General features: G+C 62.0%; 19 protein-coding genes. 10 read left to right on the top strand and 9 right to left on the bottom strand.

The features are described from left to right. Positions 1–49 precede the first annotated feature (49 nt). Complete coding sequence (locus tag G3O06_RS01885; RefSeq protein ID WP_205814740.1) at positions 50–412, bottom strand: hypothetical protein; 363 nt, start codon at positions 410–412, stop codon at positions 50–52. A 1,224-nt stretch (positions 413–1,636) separates the two neighbouring features. Here G3O06_RS01885 and G3O06_RS01880 point away from each other — a divergent pair. From G3O06_RS01880 to G3O06_RS01870, 3 genes are read left to right on the top strand one after another with little or no spacing between them, the layout of a single operon-like run. Next, positions 1,637–1,909: a hypothetical protein gene (locus G3O06_RS01880; protein ID WP_205814739.1), complete on the top strand. Its 273-nt coding sequence runs from the start codon at positions 1,637–1,639 to the stop codon at positions 1,907–1,909. Next, positions 1,900–2,364, top strand: coding sequence for a hypothetical protein (locus G3O06_RS01875; RefSeq protein ID WP_205814738.1), 465 nt, complete (start codon positions 1,900–1,902; stop codon positions 2,362–2,364). Before G3O06_RS01880 ends, G3O06_RS01875 begins: the two co-directional genes overlap by 10 nt. Continuing rightward, on the top strand, positions 2,361–2,651 hold the full coding sequence (locus tag G3O06_RS01870) for a hypothetical protein (protein ID WP_205814737.1): 291 nt from the start codon (positions 2,361–2,363) through the stop codon (positions 2,649–2,651). The genes G3O06_RS01875 and G3O06_RS01870 overlap by 4 nt, the downstream gene beginning before the upstream one ends. Positions 2,652–2,825: 174 nt before the next feature. On the opposite strand, the gene G3O06_RS01865 is transcribed toward G3O06_RS01870, so the two are convergent. Continuing rightward, positions 2,826–3,092 (bottom strand): hypothetical protein, encoded by a 267-nt coding sequence (locus tag G3O06_RS01865; RefSeq protein WP_205814736.1) that lies wholly within the window; start codon positions 3,090–3,092, stop codon positions 2,826–2,828. 38 nt (positions 3,093–3,130) lie between these two features. On the opposite strand from G3O06_RS01865, the gene G3O06_RS01860 reads away from it, so the two are divergent. The 4 genes from G3O06_RS01860 (at position 3,131) to G3O06_RS01845 (ending at position 6,854) form a co-directional block, all read left to right on the top strand. Further along, on the top strand, positions 3,131–3,901 hold the full coding sequence (locus G3O06_RS01860; RefSeq protein ID WP_205814735.1) for a hypothetical protein: 771 nt from the start codon (positions 3,131–3,133) through the stop codon (positions 3,899–3,901). A gap of 232 nt (positions 3,902–4,133) precedes the next feature. Then, positions 4,134–4,772, top strand: a complete 639-nt coding sequence (locus tag G3O06_RS01855) for a hypothetical protein (protein ID WP_205814734.1) — start codon at positions 4,134–4,136, stop codon at positions 4,770–4,772. Positions 4,773–4,920: 148 nt separating this feature from the next. After that, complete coding sequence (locus G3O06_RS01850) at positions 4,921–5,703, top strand: hypothetical protein (RefSeq protein ID WP_205814733.1); 783 nt, start codon at positions 4,921–4,923, stop codon at positions 5,701–5,703. Between the two features lie 140 nt (positions 5,704–5,843). Continuing rightward, the gene (locus G3O06_RS01845) at positions 5,844–6,854 is read left to right on the top strand and encodes a site-specific integrase (protein ID WP_205814732.1); all 1,011 of its coding nucleotides are present in this window, start codon (positions 5,844–5,846) and stop codon (positions 6,852–6,854) included. 329 nt (positions 6,855–7,183) lie between these two features. Here G3O06_RS01845 and G3O06_RS01840 read toward each other — a convergent pair whose 3' ends face one another. From G3O06_RS01840 to G3O06_RS01810, 7 genes are read right to left on the bottom strand one after another with little or no spacing between them, the layout of a single operon-like run. Continuing rightward, positions 7,184–7,411 carry a hypothetical protein gene (locus G3O06_RS01840; protein WP_205814731.1) on the bottom strand — a complete coding sequence of 76 codons (228 nt, stop codon included), beginning with the start codon at positions 7,409–7,411 and terminating at the stop codon, positions 7,184–7,186. A gap of 30 nt (positions 7,412–7,441) precedes the next feature. Then, entirely contained in the window at positions 7,442–8,560 is a 1,119-nt protein-coding gene (locus G3O06_RS01835; RefSeq protein WP_205814730.1) for a type VI secretion system ImpA family N-terminal domain-containing protein, read from the bottom strand. Positions 8,561–8,562: 2 nt separating this feature from the next. Further along, positions 8,563–9,630 (bottom strand): type VI secretion system baseplate subunit TssG, encoded by a 1,068-nt coding sequence (gene tssG / locus G3O06_RS01830; protein WP_205814729.1) that lies wholly within the window; start codon positions 9,628–9,630, stop codon positions 8,563–8,565. Next, positions 9,630–11,519, bottom strand: coding sequence for a type VI secretion system baseplate subunit TssF (gene tssF, locus G3O06_RS01825; RefSeq protein ID WP_205814728.1), 1,890 nt, complete (start codon positions 11,517–11,519; stop codon positions 9,630–9,632). The genes tssG and tssF overlap by 1 nt, the downstream gene beginning before the upstream one ends. Before the next feature lie 38 nt (positions 11,520–11,557). Beyond that, positions 11,558–12,115 (bottom strand): type VI secretion system baseplate subunit TssE, encoded by a 558-nt coding sequence (gene tssE, locus G3O06_RS01820; RefSeq protein ID WP_205814727.1) that lies wholly within the window; start codon positions 12,113–12,115, stop codon positions 11,558–11,560. Further along, positions 12,108–12,959, bottom strand: coding sequence for a type VI secretion system accessory protein TagJ (locus G3O06_RS01815; RefSeq protein WP_205814726.1), 852 nt, complete (start codon positions 12,957–12,959; stop codon positions 12,108–12,110). The genes tssE and G3O06_RS01815 overlap by 8 nt, the downstream gene beginning before the upstream one ends. Further along, complete coding sequence (locus G3O06_RS01810; protein ID WP_205814725.1) at positions 12,956–13,618, bottom strand: TagK domain-containing protein; 663 nt, start codon at positions 13,616–13,618, stop codon at positions 12,956–12,958. Before G3O06_RS01810 ends, G3O06_RS01815 begins: the two co-directional genes overlap by 4 nt. A 547-nt stretch (positions 13,619–14,165) precedes the next feature. On the opposite strand from G3O06_RS01810, the gene tssH reads away from it, so the two are divergent. Genes tssH through tssC form a run of 3 tightly spaced genes read left to right on the top strand, consistent with a single transcriptional unit; the run spans position 14,166 to position 18,950 of the window. After that, positions 14,166–16,847, top strand: a complete 2,682-nt coding sequence (gene tssH / locus G3O06_RS01805) for a type VI secretion system ATPase TssH (RefSeq protein WP_205814724.1) — start codon at positions 14,166–14,168, stop codon at positions 16,845–16,847. A 39-nt stretch (positions 16,848–16,886) separates the two neighbouring features. Beyond that, positions 16,887–17,429 carry a type VI secretion system contractile sheath small subunit gene (gene tssB / locus G3O06_RS01800; protein ID WP_205814723.1) on the top strand — a complete coding sequence of 181 codons (543 nt, stop codon included), beginning with the start codon at positions 16,887–16,889 and terminating at the stop codon, positions 17,427–17,429. Positions 17,430–17,456: 27 nt separating this feature from the next. Further along, positions 17,457–18,950, top strand: a complete 1,494-nt coding sequence (gene tssC, locus G3O06_RS01795; RefSeq protein ID WP_205814722.1) for a type VI secretion system contractile sheath large subunit — start codon at positions 17,457–17,459, stop codon at positions 18,948–18,950. The last annotated feature ends 54 nt before the right edge of the window (positions 18,951–19,004 follow it).

Genomic DNA, 19,004 nt, shown 5'->3' with positions numbered 1-19,004 from the left:
GATGTGCAATACGTCTGGGGGTGCGGGGGTATTGATCGACCTCGGTGCCTCAAGCCAGCTCGCCACAATTCTTGAGGGTGCTCGCAAAAGCACCAGAATCGTGCATGTCCTCGAGAAGGTGCGCGGGATCGACTGCTGCACGTCCGGACCACTGAGAGGCGTTCTCCTTTCTGCCCTCGAGCAACAGATTGAGTTCCACGCCATCGATCGCCATAGGCAGCACAACGCGCGTTTTCGTATGATCAATAGTGCGAATCACGTCGGCTTGGTGCGCGTCGAGTTTGACGGCGACAGTGACATCACCGTCGATGGACGCCAGACGAAGCGCATTGCTGTCCGGCGCAAAGTACCAACGGGCGGTGTTCCCGCCGAAGCGTGCGAAGAGAAGTTCTTGAACGTTTGCAGAGTCCATAGTCCGGGTCCTGGATGCGGTGAAAGGGCTTTCGGGTTGCGAAAGGTGCTGCGGGTGTTTACGGCGTTGTTGCACGAAACCTTTAGCCTGACTTGTGAGCTGCGGCGCGCAGGTCGTGTAAACCGCCACGGTCCCGAAAGGCAGCTGCCCAGGCTCGCCGATGCAATTGAGAGCACCCCATCGAGCTTGTCGCGCTCGCCGGACGATGAAACGCATTTCGATCGCGCCCGTATGAGCGGTGAGCTCGTTCTACCGCGTTCCAGTTGCGCGGCTACGCCGAGCACGTCGACACTCGCGCGTCATTCGTGAGGATCGACGATGAGGCCGTATCAGTTACACCGCCCGTCAGTCGCCCGCGGCTCACGCGAGGGCTCGGACGTCGCGATGTTCTATGAGCGCAATTTCCCGGTCACGTATTCGTTGCTCGACAACGTCACGGCGTTCGCGCTGGCCGCCGGCTGTGTTGTCGTCAGTCGATGCTGCCACGTTCCGCTGAGCCGACGATGGACTCCGACCACGGGCTCCCCGCTTGCTCGGCTGGACAGCGCGTCGATCGGGTTGTACAGAAGCACGAGGCGAGACGTGGGCCAGTGAAGCGGGACACCATAGACGGCGTTGACGTTGCTTGTCACGTTGCGGTATTCTGGATCCCATTCGGAGCAGCTTGTCTTCGTTTCCGATACCAGCTAGGGTCGCTAGCCAAACTCAGCAAATCGTAGTTCCTATACCGCTGCGTCGTTGATCTGATCGCGCCGCCGCGCGTCCCTTGCCTCTCCAGGCATGCTTTGGTGATGGCAGCACATATCGTTCTCGTGCTTCTCTAAGCCGGCATCTCGCAAGCTCCTTTGTGACAGTTTGGCCATCCATTCCATTTGAGCTACGAATCGTACGGACGCAAGAAGCGACCTCATCGGATCTAACCGCCGGCGGGTGGATTGCGAGGCAAAGATCACCATCATCGCGAGACGGCGAATATCAAAAGTGAGTTTTTAAAGGCAGCACCCTTACCGTTCGCTTACTGAATTCAGGTCGGGTTCGCCAATATCCCTTGATCAAGGGATATTGGCGAACCGGATCAGTCGAAGAGCACTGAACTTCGGCGCCTTATTTTTGGACGCTCTGTCCGAGATGCGAGCTGACGCTTTCAGCAAATCCCCACGGGAGATCCATTTCCCGTGCGGGGAGTGGGTCTGCCTGTGGAGTCATCACAGGAGGATCAATTTCATGCTGTTTCAAGACGTCCATAGCGCGGCTAAGCGTGCGGATGACGAAGGGGAAACCCTCGTTATGGGCTTCAAATTCGGTAAAGTGATCGGAGATCAGGGCATCGTTAAGCCGGAAGGCGACTTCCTGCGATTCCACTACGTGGAAGACCTGGAGGCACGGCTCCAAAGCTCGATCTTGCTCGATGAGGGCAAGTTCACGAGCGGCGGTTTCGCGAAAATGGTCCCAACGTCTCCGTTTGCTGGCTACTTCATGGAGGCTCAATGCCTGTAGCTCAAGCAGTTGTCAAACCCAAGACGAAGCTGTCCGGCTACAAAGCCGAACTGCAGCGTCGTGATCCGGCCGTACGGAGAGACTTCTTTCCGGCAACGACCGTGGTGATGAGCGTGCCGAACTACGACCCCGATCCGTACTACGCGACGATTAGCAAGGAGTTCGGCAAGCAGTACGAGAAGGTGCATCGCAAGATCGAACGAGAAGCTCGTGCCGTAGCCCGCGCGGAGAAGGCCGCGGTGAAGGCGCGGGAAGCGGCGAGGGCGCAGGCGAACGCGAACGCGAACGCCAACAGTCAGGCGATGTCGGAGGCTCACTCGCAAGAGCGAGCTCCTGAGCGTCAGACTGCTGAAATCCACGCGTTCATTGCTCCGGAGGAATGCACCTTTGCCTCACCGTGGGAGGACATTCCGCCGATCTCGGAAGAAGAAGCTCGTCGCTTCGCTGCACGATGAGCACCGCTCCGATGTCGTGTTGGGGCGGCCGCATCAAGCAAGGTCTCGCGACACTGAAGGCTCGACCTCTCCTGCTCGTTGAGTGGGGCGCGGCGATCTCCGGTGTAGTGGGTTCGGAAGTGTTGGCACAGAAGACGGATTACTCGCCGTACGGCTGGTTGATCTGGATTCTGTCCAATGTTCTCTGGATCACATTCGCGATCAAGCGGCGGGCCTTCGGCCTGTTGGCGATGCAGGTCTTCTACACCGTCATCTGCATTCAAGGTGCCATGAACTGGCTGCATTGATAGCTTCAACCCTTGCGGGGACCTATTCCTCGCAAGGGGCAGGTCTTCGCACTAGCTGGAGGTGTGTATGGATCTGAATCTGGTTTGGGGTTGTTTGACGGCGTTCGGTTTCCCCATCGCTCTCGCGATCGCATCCGCGTGCGAGGGCATGATGAAACCCAAGCTGTAAAACACTCACATGTTCTGTCTGGGGCCGACGTTGTCGGCCCTAATTTTTGGGCTATTCGGAAATTCGTGTGTAAAGGATAAAAAATGGAAATGACAAAAGATGAAGCAGCGGCCATTTGCAGGTTGGCCCAAAAAGGCGCGGGCGTGACGCTCAGAGACGGCAGGACTGGCGTAGTAGTTGATGCCGATGAGGACCGTGGCTGCTTGTGGGTTCTCCCGCAACAGGGGCCGCACGACATTCGAGTTTGGGCGAGCCGGGTGCAGCGATTCCACACGGTAATCCGTTGAGCCAATTTTTTGGAGAGTCGGAGATGTCCGACATTTTTCAAACGTACTTTGCGTTCATCCTGGCCAGCCTCGGCTATCCGGTCGACGATGTTCGCTGGAGTCTCGGTTACTGCCAGGGCGACGGCATGCGTTTCACCGGATGCGTCGATGCGAAGGTCGTGGCGCGTCGCCTGCTGGCCGACAAGCCGGTCTTCATGAGCCTGGTGTTCAGCGCGGTGGGAAAAGGCGAGCGGATCAACATCACCTCGAGCGAACATCGCTACGTACACGAGCACACGATGACGGCCGATCGCAGCTACGATACCGACCTGACGCTGGCGGAAGACAAGGCGATGTCGCTTCTGCTGTCTCTCGTCGAGGAGGACATCGTCAGCGTTTCGCAACGACTCCGGGATGACGGCTATGCGTGCATCGAAGCGTCGCCGAGCGACGCCAGCGTTGTTGTCGATCGCACGTTCGGCGACTTCGGATTGAAGGTCAGCGTTCAACAGGAAGAGGCGCAGTATCTGGCCGACAGCGGCGACCGGCTTTACGACCTCATCGACATGATCGAGATCGCCAAAGGTCGGCAAGGGGCGGTGATGGTCTCCGTTCAGCTCGAACATGACGGGGAAGAAGTCGGTTCGGCGCAGCTGGGTGGATTTTCCTTCACGGGCGACTGGCAGGCTCTGGCCAGTCAACGAGACTTCCGAAGCTATGTGCGCGAGCTGCTGGGCGGCGCGTGTGCGGAAGTGAGGGAGATTCTCGGTATGCAAAAGCGGGGACATCAGACCGCATTGGTCATGGCGGCATAGCTGATCCGCCCATGGTCAGGAAGGATGTATCCAGCAGTTCAAAAGCCACTCCTTGCGAGTGGCTTTCTATTTTCCGCACCAGAAATCCTGCTGAAAGTGCTTGCGAAGGAAACAGGCCGCACATTGAACATGTTTCGCGATAGCTGAGAAGCGTTCTCGGTGCGAATATCCTGGCAGGATCCTGCCCACGAGCAGGACAAATTCAAAGTACGGCCATGGATCACGCAAATATATGACGACGGCTCTACGTTCCCAGGTGGATGCAGCAACTCTCATTCGGAAGGGCTTCAGCGCGGAGGATCTGGCGCGCTGGCCGCAGAAATCCTTGCCTCAATTCATGCTCGAGGACATGGCCGACCAGGAACTGGACCTCCTGGGAATCAAGCGAGGGCATCGGGTGTACCAGCAGAGACGAAAGAGCATCCTCGAAGAACTGAGTCAGCCCCTTCCGACAATCGAACTGCCCTGGGGAAGAATCATCGCGCGTTACGACGATTCGGATTCCCCTCCCTCATTCTCTCTGGTGTTTGCCTTCAATTCCACCGACGGCTTTCCCCACCGTCAACGCCCCGGCCTTGGGAGCGAGTGCGATATCGAAGCGATCCAGTTCGCGATCGGGAAGGTTCTTGAAACGAAGTTCGCCGATATCGAGCGTGCTGGTGCCGAACTGACGGACAGCTACGTGGCGGGTGAAATTCTCAAGTTCGAGGTTCTGGACGCGACTCGGGCGAATTTCAAGGTATTGAGCGAAAGCATCGCCGACTTCGTCGAGCATTACGACATGGTTGGCATGCTCGCTGACGAGTCCGTTGTTGTGCACGGGAACGAGGCATCTGCGCGGCGCTACGTTGCTCACGGGTGGGTAGCGTAAGGCGGCGAGGCGATTTCCTAGCGAGAATTCCTGTATGGCGCCAGTGATTGAGGGCGCTTGTTTTTCATCAGTCGTTCGGCATCATTCAATGGCGGCGTGTCAAATCGAGGCACGCGAGGATCATTTCACATTGCGAAGGAATCAGGGTATGCGCGGGAAAGTGAAGGTCGTCTGGGTGGCGACCGCTGTCGCCATGGCGTCGTTGCTTACGGCATGCGGTCCGGATCCATCCATTCAGCTTCGCGCCAATGCCGAGGCCGCCGTCAAGCGGCAAATGGGCAAAGACGTCGAGCCGGCCAAGAGCTTCACAGGAATTCGCATCGCACGTGAATCCGTTGCGGAGCAGTGCGACGACTACAACGGGATCTATCACTTCTCGATGCAGAAGGCGTGCTCGGAAGAGCTGGCGTCGATGAAAGCTGCCGCAATTGGCCTGCTCCAGGATGCACTCCTTGCTGGGAACGTCGGCGCCGGCCGAGTCGCCATCGGAGCGCTGTCTGCCAATGCAACCGATGATCTCAGTGAGGATATCCGGAGCATCATCGCGCGGCCGGAGGTGGCTACAAGCATCGTCTCGACGGCCGGATCGCTCGACGGGCAAGTGACGGACCAATCGAGGACGTACGAGATGCTTGCGGCGGCCGTGTTGGTCGCGGGCCAAGGCGTGCCGGCGGATCGCGTGCGTGCCGTGCAACTCTACGACGCAGCGTGGTCGGCCGGCGAGACCTTGGCCGCGGCGATGCTCGCGAATGCGTATGTGCAGGGCAGGGACAGCGTGAACGCATACCTCTGGAGCCTACGCTGTGCGGGCGCGTGCCAAGCCGGATTGACGCCCGAAGCCGCAAGGGTTGTGCTGGAGCGATCGCTTGATCGTCAAACCGTCAGCAACATACAACAGAAGGCAATGGACCAAACCGTCTTGAATCTGTAACCGGCTAACACCAGGAGGCGGGGAATTTTTGGCGAAATTTGCGTGGGTTATATACGCTTAGGCGATTACAATCCACAACAAGGCGAATCTACGATTCGCCAAACCCCGTCTACAGGATCAGGGCCGAGGAGGGCTCGAACATGGCAGAGCCGACAGTCAACTGGGATAGCGTGAATTCAGCCGCATTTGTCGAATGGCAACGCGAGCTCGTCGACGGCCGTGGGAACCCCTTCAGTTCGCAGACGCTGAAGCAACGCGCGTCGATGTACGGCAAGTTCCTGAAATTCCTCTACGGTCGGGACGTGCCGGCCTCCGTTCTGTCGGTCGGCCCCGACGAGATACAAGCGTTTCTGTCGACGCTGGCAGGGAAGCGGGAAGCCGGTGAGGGCAATGCGCCCAGAAAGGTAGCGGCTGAGCGCGGAACCGCGCAGCGGTACGTTCGGTTGATCAACGACGTGTTCGAGCACCTGGTTGATCTCGGTCTTCGAGAGGCGAACCCCGCGGTCGCGTTGCTGGCCGAATTCAGCAAACGCACTGGAGTTCGGTCAGAAGGCAAGCTTCCCGAGTGCCTCGATTCAAAGCAGGATGCTCACCTGCGCGAGAGAATCCTTTCGATGCCAACCAACACTTGGACTGCGTGCCGAAACCGGGCAATGCTGGCGCTTTTCGCTGGGGCAGGTCTCACGCTGTTCGAAGGCATCCACATCGAACTCGAAAAGGTAGAGCTCACGAATGAGCGACTGGTCACGCCCGGTACGGCGAGCGGTTCACGCCGTGCTCACGTTGTGCCCCTCGCCGGATGGTGTGTCGAGCCTCTTACGACGTGGATCCGATGCCTTCAAGAACGGGGCGGTGAGTGGCGCTATCTGTTTCCATCAAGCGCGGGCGGCGGCGATCCCGTACCGTCAGATGAGCCGTTGGCTGAGAACAGCGTGTACTCGCTGATCAGTACCGCGCTCGAGGCGGTCGAATTCAACGGCCAAGACAGGGGCGCCGCGGTGCTTCGCAACACCTATGCCTTGCGGAACCTCATGGCTGGCACGAACCAAAACGATCTCCGCTCATGGATGGGGCTCGAGACCGACTACCAACTGTTTCGTATCGCGCGACTTCGAGGGCTATGGAGTGCCGGCGATCGCCGTCCTGTTTGATCCTTCCAAAGGGTATTCGATGCAACCTCTCTTGCTACTGGACTTGCTGGACCGCGTTCACATTCCTACATGGAGTGTCGCCGGGCTTGCCATGGGGACCTGCGTGGCTGTCGCCGCAGCGTTCTACTACCGACCGGCTGCGCCTGATACCACGCACGAGTAGCACTCACTCTTCCACATCTTATTCGCGGCATCGCGATGCTTTGCATTGTTCTCGGTGCAGGTCACTCTTTCGATCAATACCGTCCAGCTAAACGCCGGCGCGAAGAGTGCGGTGACCAACGCGGGACGGTTCCTGCACAAGTTCGCGCGAACAGGAAATCTCTACGTCAGCGGTGGGCCGGAACCGGCCTGTCCTGAATCAATATCTCATCCAGACACACCCACGTGAGCAACGCTGAAACCGCAATCGCGGCCGTGAGCACCAGCAGTCGCGAATGCGTTCGCGACTGACGCGGTTCGTTCTCGCGTGGCTTCGGCGGGAGTTCCCGGACTACTCGCTTGAGGTCACCGATGCCCGTCGAAAATTGGAACTCGGAAGATCTGTCGATTTTCATTCTGTATGATCCGTTCGAAGTTTATCGGTATCACGGACCTTCGGCCTCGTCCCATTGCGCCAGAAGGTCAGCAGGGATCGCCTTCACAGCTTCCGCGTAGCGCTTCCCGACAAACTGCTCGGCGCGCTTGAGCAAAACCGGAACCGGGCTGCTGGGCTCATGTGTCTCGAACCAGTGACGTGCCGCGTTAATCAAGGCCAGCGCCGCTTGTCGGTCGGCGGGCGCGCCATCCACGCGCGCCGCGACGGACGGCGGTTGGGTAGTGTCGAGCTGCTCGCCGTTGTGCGGCACCAGCGGGGATTCCGCCGCATGCGCTCCTGCCGTCAGGCTGCCATCGTGATCGGCGGCGCCGAAGGTGGATGTGTCAGTCGGTGGGGATTCGATGTGCTGGTCGCTTTGCTGGAGCAGCTGGAGGAGGCGGATCAGGGACGAGAAGTCGGGTAGGTACGACTCCAGATGGGCGGCGCACCACATGTTGATCGCAGCGAGGTTCGAGATCGTCTCGTCAAAGGCGGCCATGGTCGCCGGCTGCTGCAGGCGGAGATCCTGCAGCTGCTGCTCGACTGAGTCGGGTGCGATGGCGTCGGCCGGGCGTGGATGCGCGAATGCGCGCTCGACATCGCGCACCTGCAGCCGCGTGGCGGTCGACTTCATCAGCACGATTTCCCGCACGTCGGCTAGCAGGCCATCGGGGTCCGCGAGCCCCTGCAACGCATTCATCCGCATGTCCATTGCGGCCTCGCGATCATTGTCAATGCCTGCCCGTGGATGGAGGTTGTCCGGAAACGTCTGTAGCCATGTCGCGAGCAGTCCGGTTCCTTCCGCGAGGCCGACCGCACCGCCCAGGCGGGTGCGGCAACGCGTGTAGAGCGCTGCGACACGCATGTCCTTCGTGCGCAGCATCAGGCGCCGGCAGTCGCGTTCGATCTCGCTCCAGTTGAGCGGATCGGGTCCGCCGACGAACGCGCCGTACTGCACGTCCGGCCTGGGCGCAGCGCCCGCGAAGAGGACCACGAAATCGTGGTCGTATTCGAGATCCGGGCCGCAGGGCGCGCTGTCGCTCACGGGCGTGAGCCAGTCGAAGTGCGACGCGCCCGTGACCGGGGCGTGGCTGGGTTTGCCGTGCGTGGCGGATTGCTTCTTGCTCATGGTCAATTTTTGGAGTCAGTGGCGCGGCGATCGAAATGGCGCACGTAACGCTCGGGCTCGAAACGCATGCCTGTAATGGGTTTATGCGGGTCCGGACGTCCCAGCCATCCGGACCAGCCCATGCGCTGCCGGCCGCCCATCACCGCCGGTGGTGCACTCTCGGGCTTGATGCGCAGCTCGAGCTCCCATTCCAGCTCGTAGCCGACGAACGCCCGTACCCATTCCACGAGCCGCGGCAGATCCTCGCCCTGGGGCGTAAAGCGGAGATAGGCGTCGAGATCGACTGGCCCGATGACGATCCGAAACCGATGCTGACGATCCGGGGCGACGCGGCCGAGCATCGCGCCTTGTCCCATCGTCGCCGCCGCGCCAGGACGTCCCATGCGGCCACGGTCGGCTGGATCGATTTCGATCCAGTGAAACACGTGCTCCTCGATTGCGACCGGCACGCCAAAGTAGCGTTCGAGCGTCGCGCGCAAACCGTCCGGATTGCGCGACTCGCGCACGAGGTGCGGCGCCGCGGCCAGACACGCGTGTGACGGAAGGGGGCGCTGGCGACACTCACCGACGTCCTGTCCGGTGAGGCTTGCGACGTAAAACGAAAACTGCTCTTCGCCTGGTCGGTCAAGCCCTGCGGCCGACTGGGCCGAGGCCCATGCGCGATAGAACAGCGTGAAGAAGCGGTGATGGAAGATGTCGAAGAAATCAACCGTCGTCGTGTCCCGCCGACTGTCCTCGCGATCCTTCGCGATCTCGGTGACGTGGATGGGCAGCGGGCCATTGGGGCCGAGCATGCCGAGACCGAACAGACGCACTTTCAGTCGTCCGTCGGCTTCTTGCGCGCTCGCGACTTCACGCGGTGCAAAGGCCAGGCTCGGCTGCTGGCCGAGCCGGAACGGCTCGGAGCGCGGCCGGCGCGCGGTGCCGATCGGATCGATCGCTGGGTTCGCGCCGATGCGTCTCAAGAGAGACAGGAACCCGAAGCGCCACGGTTCGGCCTGCAGCCGTTCGAGCAGCTCGGGCGACAGCGTGCTGTCGCGCAGCAGCGCGGGTAGCGTGGCGCGCTTCATCACAGGACTCCGCGCGTGCCGGTGCGCACGGGCCAGCGCGCGATACGGCCGCGCTGCATCGAATGCAATTCGGTCTGCGTAAAGCTGTTGATCGAGACGTGCCGCGCGAGCCAGTGCTCGAGAATGACCCCAAAGAGATAGGGGCTCACACCCGAGAAGCCGGTTTCGTCGACCGTCAGCGCGCACTCGATGCCACGCCCAAACGTCATCGGGCCGGCCCCCGGCAGTTTGCGCGTCACCGGGCGCGTCTTCACGCCGACGAGGCTTTCCACTTGCCTGCCTTGTCCGGAATCGCCGTCCGCAAGGTATAGGCGAAGCAGATCACGCAGACCCTGGCCACCTTCACGGTGATCAAGATCGTCGAGCGGCAGGTAGTTGAAATTGAGCTGGCGGATCAGACGCCAGGCCATCTCGCGCTCGGCATACGGCGGCAACGGCGGACTCGGCGCTCGGATCAGGCCAATGCTCTCGACCGGGGCGGACTCGGCGGTCTCCAGATCGTGCACCCCATCGCGCGGCACGAGCGTGGCGAGATCGCGGTTGGTCAGGAGCGCGTCGACCGACAAGAAGCGGATGTTCTCGTTATAGGGCGCCTCTTTCTGGTCGACAAGCGAGAGAAATACCTCGGTGCCGACGTAGGGCGTGCGCGTACCGTAGCGGCGCGCCGAATCGGACACGAGCCGTCGTTCGCGTCGCGTCGAAAAGTAGCGCCCATGGTTGCCTTCATCGTTGTTCAGCGTCTGGTAGAGCGGACGGAACTCGAGTTCGGCGGACGTCGCGGCCACGCGGCCGTACACGGTCTCCACCGAGAATACCTCGTAGTCGAGGGGCGCGAGCCGCGCCGGCACCAGATGAAACTCGGTTTCGCGCGGCGAGAGCTCGATCCGGTCGGTATGCTTGCTGAAAAGGTTGATGACGGGTGTGCAGAACAGGGCGAAGCGTGACGCGTCGACCAGGTTCGCGAGCTCGGCCGGTGCGCGGTCGAGCAGCACGACGATCTCCACCTCGCGACCCTCCACTCTCGAGAGGCCTTCGGCCAGGCCGGTCAACGCGAAGAACCAGAACCGTGCCGGGCACGCGAAGTACTCGTGCAGCAGGTTGTGCCCGTGAAATTTCGTCCACGTCAACGGCAAGAGGTTCTGATCGGTGCGCAAGCCTTCGTGCTCCACCGCGTTTTGAGTGACCGCCACGGGCGGACGGCCCGATGCACCGAACTCTCCGGGTGCGCCAATCACGGAGGCGATTGCGCCGACATGCAGCAGCTCGAACAGGTGGGAGGCGACCTGCTCATCGCCGGCCAGATAGACGGGGAGCCGGTCGAGTCCCTTCAGGTCCGCGATCCGGACGTCACCCGTCGTCGCCAGCCGGAGCCGCAAGGCGCCGCGCACCTGCGTATCGGGCGGGACGTATCGCGCGAGTCCCGGAATGTCCGGCGGGATACCGGTCAGGCGGGCTTCGGTGATCGTGAGCGGCCACAGCGTCACGTCCTGTCCGCTCGTGAACTGGCACGCCGTTCTCTCTCCGTCGGGAATGCGTGCGGTGAAGGAGGTGCCACGCGCGATGCGATACCCTTTGGCGAGGTTGCCTTCGGTCCTGCCGGGGTACAGGCGCGCGACGGCAATCGACGGTGTGGGCGCGACGTAGTTCGGGTAGATCACCTCGAGCAGTCGCTCGGTAAAGCGCGGAAACTCCGCGTCGAGCTTGATCTGCATGCGTGCAGCCATGAAGCTGAACGACTCGATCAGGCGCTCGACGTAGGGGTCGGCCACTTCGCCGGCCTGCATGCCCAGGCGCCGCGCGATCTTCGGGTGAGCATGCGCGAATTCAGCGGCGAGCTCGCGCATGTAGATGAGTTCTTGGTTGTAGTAGTCGAGCAGTCGCGGGTCCATCGGAATGTTCTCGTTGTTGTCGTTGTGCCGCGCTGCGCTCAGCTGGTGCGCATGCCGGTGATTCGAATCTCGCTCGTTTCGAGATCCAGCGAGCTTTGCACCATGAATTCGAGTGGATACGGATCCATGTGAATCAGCCCGCGAACTTCGAATGCGAGGACGTTGTGATGTTCGCCGGCGGCGTCATTGCCGGGGCGAGGGGACACCACAAGGGAATCTGGAAGCAACCGCGGCTCGAAATCCGTGATGGCCTGCCGGATCATGCGCTCGACGTCGTTCCACTGGCGCGACGCGATAAAGGCTCCCGCGAGCGGCGGCACGCCAAAGTTCACTGTCGAGGCTGCCGCATGCGGATGGCGCGTGCGATCGATCTGGTCCTCGATGCTCGTCGTGTTGAGCAGATAGGCGAGGTCGCGCTGCACGATGTCCCGCATCTGCTTGCGCGTGACCGTATATTCCTCCGGAGCTTCAACCTGTCGATGCGGCGCGTCGTCGCGCAGCCGGTCGAGCAAAGTGGGCATCAGGTGCGCGTTGACCCGCCGAGGTGTCCGGACCGCGAGCGCATCCATCGGCGAGAGCTTCTTGCGCTCAGTCATCGACGTGCTCGCCAATGGTCGCGCCGTCGGCAATACGCGCGCCGAACTCGGTGTTCGCCAGCTCGAACAGACTGAAGTCGCCTTGATCCGTCGCCCAGGTCTTTTGCCCAAGTGCTGTGACGCCGGTTCGCCCGTTCTCCAGCCAGACCGTTTCGCGCCCGAGGCGCATGGCGTCGCCCCCCGTTTCGGAGCTCGGATACCGGGCCGGCATGAAGCCGTGGACGAGTGCGCCGTCGACGAGCGTGAGCGTACAGGGCGCCCACACCAAGTCGACAAGCTTTTCCGGTGGCGACACGTGCCATGCTGCGAGATCGCTGAACGGTACCCATCGGTAGTGTCCGGCGGTGATGACTTCGCAGACGGGGCCGAAACTGGAATCGCTATCGGCAATCCAGGCGGCCTTTCCTTGAGGGGTCCTGACCGCGACGTTCGGCGCGGCGTCGAGTGCGGTCTCACGTGCATCGTCGGCCTGTTCAATCTGTCCGCCGGCAGTCAAGTGAAGCGCATTCAACAACCCGTCGACCCACGCCGGCGGTTCTAGCACAAAGCCCGGGCGCTCGCTTCCCTCGACTACGAGTTTTCGCCAGCGCTCGGCCCGGATCAAGTCGCGATACACCTGCGCGGTTGACGCCTGGCCTGGCTCGAGCTTCGCCCATGTCTGCAATTGCTGGATCGCGCGCGTCCACTCACCGGTGACGCACAGCAGCTGGAACAGCGCCCAACGATGGGATGCGGTGGTCGGCTGAGCCCGCAGGCGTGCCGAGACGCGCTCGATTTGCTCGCTGAGGGGAGCCTCACCCAAGCGATGGGTGTGGGGCGTGTCGGAGGCAGTGAGCCGGGTCATCCTTCGTCCTTGCGTGAGGGGGCGGATAGCGGACTGTCCACGGTCAGCGCGTGGTGTTCGCGCCGGGTGAGCGCGGGCGGTAGAGCCGGCCCGCGTCGCGCGGCCGCTGCTTGATATTCGGGCGGGGCAAAGAGCCGCAGGATTTCCGGAACGGGTTCATCGCCGAGTGCGGCCTCGGCCTGCCCATCCAGTCGTTCGAACACGTCCTCGAGCGTGCGATTGCCAAACAGCAACGCTTCAATCGAATCGGAACCTGCGAGGTCGCCGTGCGCGTGAAGAGCGTCCTGGGGGTCCGGGCTGGCGGCATGCGCGGCTGGTTCATCCACCATCGGCGCCCACTCGGTGCTGACCGCCGCGTGCGGATCGGTCAGCGCGCGCCAATATTGCGCGTGCAACGTATCTACCAGGGCGTCGGGACTGTCGGCGGCAGCAGCGGGCGCGCGAGCCGAAGCGCGAGTATGCGCCGACGCGCTGTCCATGCTCCCGATGCCGAGCTGGTCAAGCACGTTGTCGCTGGTGCGCAGATGCCCGGCCATTTCGTCTGCCGCGAGGTCGGACCCGGCCACATCGGGGGTGCGCCACGCCTGCCTCTCGCCAAGCACCGGCTCGGTTTGCGAGAAGTCTGGTTGGCGGTGCCAGGGTAGGCGAAGGGAGCGCATCTAGATGTCCGATGACGAGGGTTCCGCATTTTAAACACGAGTACCGGTGGCTCGTCCATCGCAGTAGCAATAATCCAGAGTTCAAGTGGGGTGGTTAACGATTTTTGAGTGTCGTCAATAAATGTCAGAGATCGTCAATTGTTAAATGCGAGTCCTTTGAAAATCAACGGGTTGCGAAAATGTGTGAAAATATCAAAAATACTCAAGTCTCAATTTATCTCAAAAAACAAGGACTTAGATTAACTTCTTCTGGTGCGGAATCGTCGGTACGGCCAAGGTCGGCGTCGGGGATTACGATGCTGGCAAGAGAGAGCGCGAATGAATTGATCGCGATTCGTTCTCAATGCGATTGACATCGAGAATGCGTTGACGGCGTTTCGGTTTCGTGCGAATAATGCGGCACCAATCCGAGTGGGCCGTTTGACTCGGATCGGAGAGAGAACGATATATCGAGTGTTTTCGGTTCCATCAGGTAAGGTTTCCGTGTAGGAGTCCTGATAGGTCTGACGGGGTGCTCGGGGCATCGTAGCCAACAAAAAAGACCATCATGACCATTTCACGCCAAGCATTGTTCGGTAAGCTCGGGGTCCAGCTTTACCGCGGCATCGAATCCGCAACCAGCTTCTGCAAGTTGCGCGGAAACCCGTTCGTTGAGCTCATCCACTGGCTGCACCAGCTACTGCAGCAGCCGGACGGCGACCTCCAACGGATCGTGCGCCACGCGGACATCGACCGGGATGCGCTTGAGCGCGATTTCGCACGGGCACTGGCCGCATTACCCGCCGGCGCTAGCTCGATCAGCGACTTTTCATGGCAGATCGAATCGGCGATCGAGCGCGCTTGGGTCCTTGCGACGCTCGAATACGATGACCGCCGTGTGCGCGGCGGGTGGCTGATCGCGGCACTCGTGTCCACGCCCGACCTGCGGCGTGTGCTGCTGTCCATCTCTCCCGCGTTCGGCAAAATCCCGGCCGACGGCCTCGACGACGTGCTGCCTGCGTGGATCGCTGGCTCACCGGAGGCGGCCGACGGCCCTTACGACCATAGCGATTTGTCGCCGGCCACGCCGGGCGAGGCGTCCGGTGCGATGCCGGGTGCGCAAAAGAGCGGATCCCTCGAACAGTACTGTACGGATCTGACGGCGCGCGCTCGAGCCGGCGAGATCGATCCGGTTGTCGGCCGCGAACTCGAGATCCGCACGATGATCGACGTGCTGCTGCGTCGCCGGCAGAACAATCCCCTGCTGACCGGTGAAGCCGGTGTCGGCAAGACGGCCGTGGTGGAAGGACTCGCTCGCGCTATCGCGTCGGGCAACGTGCCGCCGAACCTCGCTGACGTGCGCCTGTTGAGCCTCGACGTTGGTGCGCTGCTCGCCGGCGCCAGCATGAAGGGGGAATTCGAGGCCCGCCTGAAGGGGCTGCTCGAAGCGGCCGCCAAGTCGGCCGTGCCGGTGATCCTGTTCATCGACGAAATCCATACGCTGATCGGCGCGGGCGGCCAGGCTGGCACGGGCGACGCCGCCAACCTGCTGAAGCCGGCCTTGGCACGCGGCACGATTCGCACGATCGGCGCGACCACATGGGCCGAGTACAAGCGGCATATCGAGAAAGATCCCGCATTGACCCGGCGCTTTCAGGTGCTGCAGGTCGCGGAGCCGTCTGAAGCCGCCGCCATCGATATGGTCCGCGGGCTCGTGCAAACGTTTTCGACGCATCACGGTGTCGTGGTGCGGGATGAGGCTATCCGCGGCGCGGTAACGCTGTCGCATCGCTACATTCCGGCGCGCCAGTTGCCGGACAAAGCTATCAGCCTGCTCGATACCGCCTGCGCGCGGGTGGCGCTGTCGCAACACGCGACTCCGCGCGAGCTCGACGACGTGCGCCAGCGGCTCGCTGCCGCGCGCGCTGAAGAGGCGCTGCTCGTGCAGGAGGCCCGTATCGGTCTGGAGGCGGACAAAGCGTTGGCCAGCGTACGCGCACGTATCGACGCGCTGGCGACGGACGAGGCCGCGGTCGAGACGCGTTGGCGTGAGCAAGCCACGGCTGCGCAAGCGTTGCTCGCAGCACGTGAGGGCACGGAGGTAGAGCACGACGATTCGCCGATGCGACTTGAGCGGCTCCGCGAGCTTGAGCGCGCGCTGGCTAACCTGCAGGGCGATGCGCCGCTCGTGTTTCCGGAGGTCGACGAGGCGATCGTGGCGGAGATCGTGTCGGATTGGACCGGCGTTCCGGTCGGTCGCATGGTTACGGACGAGGTCGCGGCCGTGCGCCGGCTGCCCGAAACGCTGGAAGCCCGTGTGATCGGCCAGACCGATGCGCTGCGCGTAATCGGCGAGCGCGTGCAGACCGCGCGGGCCGGCCTGACCGATCCGAAGAAGCCGCTCGGGGTGTTCCTGCTCGCGGGCCCGTCCGGTGTCGGCAAGACCGAAACCGCGCTGGCGCTCGCGGAGGCGTTGTACGGTGGCGAGCAAAACCTGATCACGATCAACATGAGCGAGTATCAGGAGGCCCACACCGTGTCGGGCCTGAAGGGCGCTCCGCCCGGTTATGTCGGCTATGGCGAGGGCGGGGTGCTGACCGAAGCCGTGCGCCGCCGTCCGTACTCGGTCGTCCTGCTCGACGAGGTTGAGAAGGCCCATCGCGACGTCCATGAAATGTTCTTCCAGGTGTTCGACAAGGGCTACATGGAAGACGGCGACGGTCGCCACATCGATTTCCGCAACACCACCATCCTGCTGACCAGCAATGTGGGCTCCGACCTGACTGCGAGCCTGTGCGCCGATCCGGCGCTCGCGCCGGATATGGACGGGTTGCGGGACGCGCTTACCCCCGAACTGCTCAAAGCCTTTCCGGCGGCCTTTCTTGGTCGGGTGGCGGTGGTGCCGTACCGGCCGCTGGCCGACGATGGGCTCGCCCGCATCGTCCGCTTGCATCTGGGCCGTGTCGTGAAGCGCATGGCCGACAGCCACGATATCGCGCTGACCTTCGATGACGCGGTGGTCGACTACATCGTCGGCCGCTGTCTCGTCCAGGAGACCGGCGCCCGCGTGCTCATTGGCTTTATCGAGCAACACATCCTGCCGCGCCTGTCCGCCGTTTGGCTCGACGCCTTCACGTCGAAGGCTGCGATCGCGCGCATCGCAATCGGTGTTGCCGATCCCGCTGCCGCGCCGCTGCGTGCGCTGACGTTCGATGCATCGCCTATCCATTTGGACGCGTCGCTCAACTGAGCGTCCAGTCCACTTCCCACCGTCCAGGAGAGCCTGTCCATGTCCGCTTCCAGCAGTTCGCAGAAATTCATCGCGCGCAATCGTGCGCCGCGCGTGCAAATCGAGTACGACGTCGAGGTCTACGGGTCGGAGAAGAAGGTTGAGCTTCCGTTCGTCATGGGCGTGCTCGCCGATCTGTCCGGCAAGCACCCGTCCGAGCCGCTGCCGGCCGTGACGGATCGACGATTCTTGGAAATCGATATTGACAATTTTGATGAACGCATGAAGGCCATCCGGCCGCGCGTCGCATTTGCGGTGCCGAACACGCTGACGGGAGAAGGCCAGATGATGGTCGACATGACCTTCGAGAGCATGGAGGACTTCTCACCTGCAGCGATCGCACGCAAGGTCGAGCCGCTGCGCCAGCTGCTCGAGGCACGCACGCAACTGGCCAACCTGCAAACGTACATGGATGGCAAGTCGGGTGCCGAAGCGCTCGTCACGCAACTGCTGCAGGATCCGGCGCTGCTCAAGTCGCTGGCCGCGGCACCGAAGCCCGAGCGTCACGACGACGGTGCAGCCGACCAGAACGAAGCGAACTGACCGACGGACCGATCGAGGAACACCATCATGGCGAAACAGCAAGCACAGGCCGTACAAGCGCAGGCGGGCACCCAATCCGATTTCACGCAACTGCTTGAGAAGGAATTCCGTCCGAAGACCGAGCAAGCACGTGAGGCGGTCGAATTTGCCGTACAGACGCTCGCGGAACAGGCGCTGAGCCAGTCGATCACGATCAGCGACGATGCGTACAAGAGCATTGCGGCCATCATCGCGCAGATCGATCACAAGCTCTCCGAGCAGATCAACCTGATCTTGCATCACGAGGACTATCAGGCGCTGGAGTCCGCGTGGCGCGGCCTGAACCATCTTGTCTCGAACACCGAGACCGATGAGCACCTGAAGATCCGTGTGCTGGACGTCTCGAAGACCGAACTGCATCGCACGATGCGTCGGTACAAGGGGCTGGCGTGGGATCAAAGCCCGCTCTTCAAGCAGATCTACGAGCAGGAGTACGGCCAGCTTGGCGGCGAACCGTACGGGTGCCTCGTCGCCGACTACTATTTCGACCATACGCCGCCCGATGTCGACCTGCTGGGCTCGATCGCGAAGGTCGCCGCGGCCTCGCATACGCCGTTCATCACGGGCGCGGCGCCGTCCGTGCTCCAGATGGAGTCGTGGCAGGAGCTGGCGAATCCGCGCGATTTGACGAAGATCTTCACGCAGAACCTCGAATACGCGGCATGGAATTCGCTGCGCAACACGGAGGACGCGCGCTACGTCGGTCTCGCGATGCCGCGCTTCCTCGCGCGTCTGCCGTATGGCGCCAAGACCAATCCGGTCGACGAGTTCGATTTCGAAGAAGACACGAACGGCTCGAACCATAGCCGCTACGGTTGGGCGAATGCCGCGTACGCGATGGGCGTCAATATCAACCGCTCGTTCAAGCAGTATGGCTGGTGCTCGCTGATCCGCGGCGTCGAGTCCGGCGGCACCGTCGAGAACCTGCCGTGCCACACGTTCCCGACGGACGACGGCGGCGTCGACATGAAGTGCCCGACCGAGATCGCGATCTCGGACCGCCGTGAGGCCGAACTGTCGAAGAACGGCTTCATTCCGCTCGTCCATCGCAAGAACACCGACCACGCAACCTTTATCGGTGCGCAGTCGCTGCAAAAGCCGGCCGAGTATCACGATGCGGATGCGACCGCCAACGCGAACCTGTCGGCACGTCTGCCGTATCTGTTCGCGTGCTCGCGTTTCGCGCACTACCTGAAGTGCATTGTGCGCGACAAGATCGGCGCGTTCAAGGAACGTGAGGACATGCAGCGCTGGCTGAACGAGTGGGTCATGCACTACGTCGATGCCGATCCCGTCAACTCGTCGCAGGACACCAAGGCACGCCGGCCGCTCGCGGCCGCCGAGGTGCTCGTCGAGGATGTTGAAGGCAACCCCGGCTACTACCAGGCGAAATTCTTCCTGCGCCCGCACTTCCAGCTCGAAGGGCTGACGGTTTCGCTGCGACTCGTTACCAAGCTTCCGTCGATCAAAGAAGCTGCTTGAGTTTGAGAGGTAAGCTGGCCCTTTTGGCCGCGCATTAAGCCATCACTCTCGTGG

Source organism: Burkholderia sp. Ac-20345, from assembly GCF_017104825.1.
GTDB classification, from domain to species: Bacteria; Pseudomonadota; Gammaproteobacteria; order Burkholderiales; family Burkholderiaceae; genus Burkholderia; species Burkholderia lata_B.
Note: the sequence above shows the minus strand (reverse complement) of the source record. Positions and strands in the feature narration are given on the sequence as shown.